Below are 2,924 nucleotides of genomic sequence, written 5' to 3'. Positions count from 1 at the left end.
AGCCAACATTCAGATTATGCTACAGCGTATCGACGCGTATTGCCAAAGCTAATTCCCCAACACACTCTAAACACAATGTCCAGTTGCCAATGTAGCTGGTTTTCGATACGCCAATGATGACGGATGTAGGTCGCTAACTGCTGGGCAGTGGCCGTCCGTAAGCTGCTGATATAGAAGCGGGTTGCCGTACTGAGCTGTTCGCCCTGCCAGCGGTGGCTACGCAACATGATCAGCGTATTCAATGCTGGCCAGTCCACGGTTGCATCCAGTAATGCCAGATCACGGCTCACCCAGACTTCGCGTAACTCACCTCAGCCGTGATCCAGATTGCGCTCGGTGTAGTGAGCAGGCTGATGGCTATAACGCATCATCCAATCGCGCACCTGATCAAAAAGGGCCGTATCTGGTTCGTTTTTAGACCAATCAGATACGGCCCTTTTTGGCATGTAATCTGATCAATAATAGCTTGTTGACAGCCGATAGCGTCGATACTCACCAGCGCATCGGTTAGGTCTAAGCTAGCCAGCATGGTCGGAATCAGGCTGATTTCGTTGGTCTTGCCCTCGACCCGCAACTGGCCCAGACCCTGTTTATGCTCGACCACCCAAGCATTCAATACATGCACTAGGGCGTGTTTGCGACCGTTGAGAATGGTGCCTCGCAGTTCCTTTCCATCCAGACAAATGTGCTGACCCGCCAGCGTCTGGATTATATTGGCGGCCTGCTGACGCAGCACGGACTCGAGTTGATCAACCCTGACTAGGGTCAGAATCTGCCGAAAGGTGTCGTGCGAGGGAATGCCGTTAGGCAGTTGAAGAAACTGGCTTAGCAAGGTTTGTTTATCACGCCCATAATCAGCCATGTCCTCAAAACCGTCACAGTCACTGATGGTGGCACACAAGGCAATCATCAGGACATCATTGAGTTTGTGGGCAATGCGGCCCACTACACGCGGGTCGTTGACACCAGGAAAGTAATCTTGCCAGTTCATCCAGCAAGGTTACAACGTATCAAGTATTCGTTTGATATTTGATGCGTTTGCCCTGATTGATGTTATATGAGTTGCCTACTATCCGCGAAAGTAATAGCTTTTAGGCCGGCTATTTGTGCACGATCCGTAAATCTTTGTATCAAATGCCCGGAATGAGAATATGGAGATTTCTCTCTGTCTCAGGTGGGAGTATTTTACGAGACAGGTATTATATAAAATCTGTCAACTCCAGTTAGTAGCATACGGACTATCATATTTCAAATTACATGTTATATTCAATCATAAAACGACTCTACTATTATGAAAGTCTGGATCATAGTGATTTTGGGATTTTACAACTACACAAATTGCTTTAGCCAAGATGGTTTTACGAAAGGAGATCCTCGATTAGCTTTTTGGCAAATAGGTAATCAGGATGAGGTGATTATAGTTCTGCATGGGGGGGCGGGGGCTCCACATAGTTATTTGCGACCTGAATTTGATGCTCTATCAAAAAGTGCAAAAGTTATATACTATGATCAACGTGGATGTGGGAAAAGTGATACAGCTATGTCATACGTTTGGGAATGGCATATAGCCGATTTAAAAAAAATAATTAATGAATTAGCTCCAAATCGTAAAGTTTATTTAATAGGATCATCTTGGGGCAGTATGTTAGCAATATTGTACGCGTATAAACATCAAGAAGATGTTAGAGGAATAATTTTATCCGGAACAATAACATGGCTCGGTGAAGAACAAGAATATAATCGCGGAAATTTTCATAAAACTAAAATTCTAAAAGGTACAATAACGGAAAGGAGAATTGTAACACTCCTGAACTCAGTCGAAAAGTTGGAAAAAGATACAATAGAAGTGTCTAAAAGTATAGAAGTATATGCTGGTTTGCCGCAAAACGAACCAGTAGGAAGTCTTATTTCAGCACCTACAGCCGATCGATTGAAAAAAATAAAGATACCTATACTCCTGTTTAATGGTACATATAATCGTCGGTGGGATTGGGTTGACGAGTATATAAAAATTTTCCCAAATCTTCAATTAGTTACTATTCCAGAAGCCGGTCATGATCCATGGTTTAGTGACCCTAAGCTATTTTTTTCTTTATGTAATGACTTTATAAAAAGAACTTGTGAAAGTACGAGTACTATTACAAGAGATTAATACTTATAAATAACATTCTGATAGTGTGCGTTATACAGAAATGTCCTGGCAATAATTGCCTGAAATTAAGTATGATATTGCCTTGTCAAACGCCTGGTTAAAGAATACAGCAATCTTTCTTCGTCTCGGATAGAAGCCTTTTATGAGAATGTTCTTTTTAAGATTTACGCAGTCAATATGTGTTCAAATTGATTAATGTTATATGGCTCAGACCACTAATTAACAAGGTATACATTTGTTTCGACGAATTCAGTTTTCGATCCAAACCTTAAGAGCGTGTTGAGGAATTAAGAAGCATTGAAGGTCGTGCCAACTTTGTGGTTGCCAAACTACAGAGTCATGACCAAACAGTGGGAGCCACTGACCGACCTCCAATGGGGCACAATTTCGCCTTTTTTCGAGCTTCAATGCAAGCGTAAGCACAATCTTCAGCAAGTCATGGATGCTATTTTGTGGCTGCTACGGACCGGCACTCAATGGCGCAACCTGCCTCCCGACTGGCCCCACTGGCAGGCGGTTTACTATTACTTCGACCGGTGGAAGGCTAAGGGTACCTTCGAGCAAATGAACGCTGCCTTAAATCAACTAAACCGAGTCAACGCTGGGCGCGAAGCCTACCCTTCGGCATTGTGTATTGATTCACAATCGGTTAAGCTATCCCCACTGATTAACAGCTACTGGGGTACTGACCCGCACAAACGGGTCAATGGGCGTAAACGCACTTTTGTGGTAGATACCCAGGGACGGCTTTGGGTGGCGGCTGTAGATGCGG

At 43.8% G+C, this 2,924-nt stretch carries 3 protein-coding genes and 1 pseudogene; 2 read left to right on the top strand and 2 right to left on the bottom strand.

Features of this window, described 5'->3' with window-relative positions:
* Positions 1 to 14: 14 nt before the first annotated feature.
* Both ACYVAD_RS21075 and ACYVAD_RS21070 read right to left on the bottom strand, forming a co-directional pair.
* Positions 15 to 296 (bottom strand): annotated as a pseudogene (locus ACYVAD_RS21075) (ISAs1 family transposase); the annotation flags it as partial.
* A 71-nt stretch (positions 297 to 367) separates the two neighbouring features.
* On the bottom strand, positions 368 to 991 hold the full coding sequence (locus ACYVAD_RS21070; RefSeq protein WP_461141517.1) for an ISAs1 family transposase: 624 nt from the start codon (positions 989 to 991) through the stop codon (positions 368 to 370).
* A 300-nt stretch (positions 992 to 1,291) separates the two neighbouring features.
* Between ACYVAD_RS21070 and ACYVAD_RS21065 the strand changes: the two genes are divergently transcribed.
* Together ACYVAD_RS21065 and ACYVAD_RS21060 are read left to right on the top strand one after the other, a co-directional pair.
* Positions 1,292 to 2,152, top strand: a complete 861-nt coding sequence (locus ACYVAD_RS21065; protein WP_461141516.1) for an alpha/beta fold hydrolase — start codon at positions 1,292 to 1,294, stop codon at positions 2,150 to 2,152.
* 339 nt (positions 2,153 to 2,491) lie between these two features.
* On the top strand, positions 2,492 to 2,924 hold a 433-nt coding region (locus tag ACYVAD_RS21060; RefSeq protein ID WP_461141515.1), incomplete at its 3' end, for a transposase.

This window comes from Spirosoma pomorum (assembly GCF_054776615.1).
Note: the sequence above shows the minus strand (reverse complement) of the source record. Positions and strands in the feature narration are given on the sequence as shown.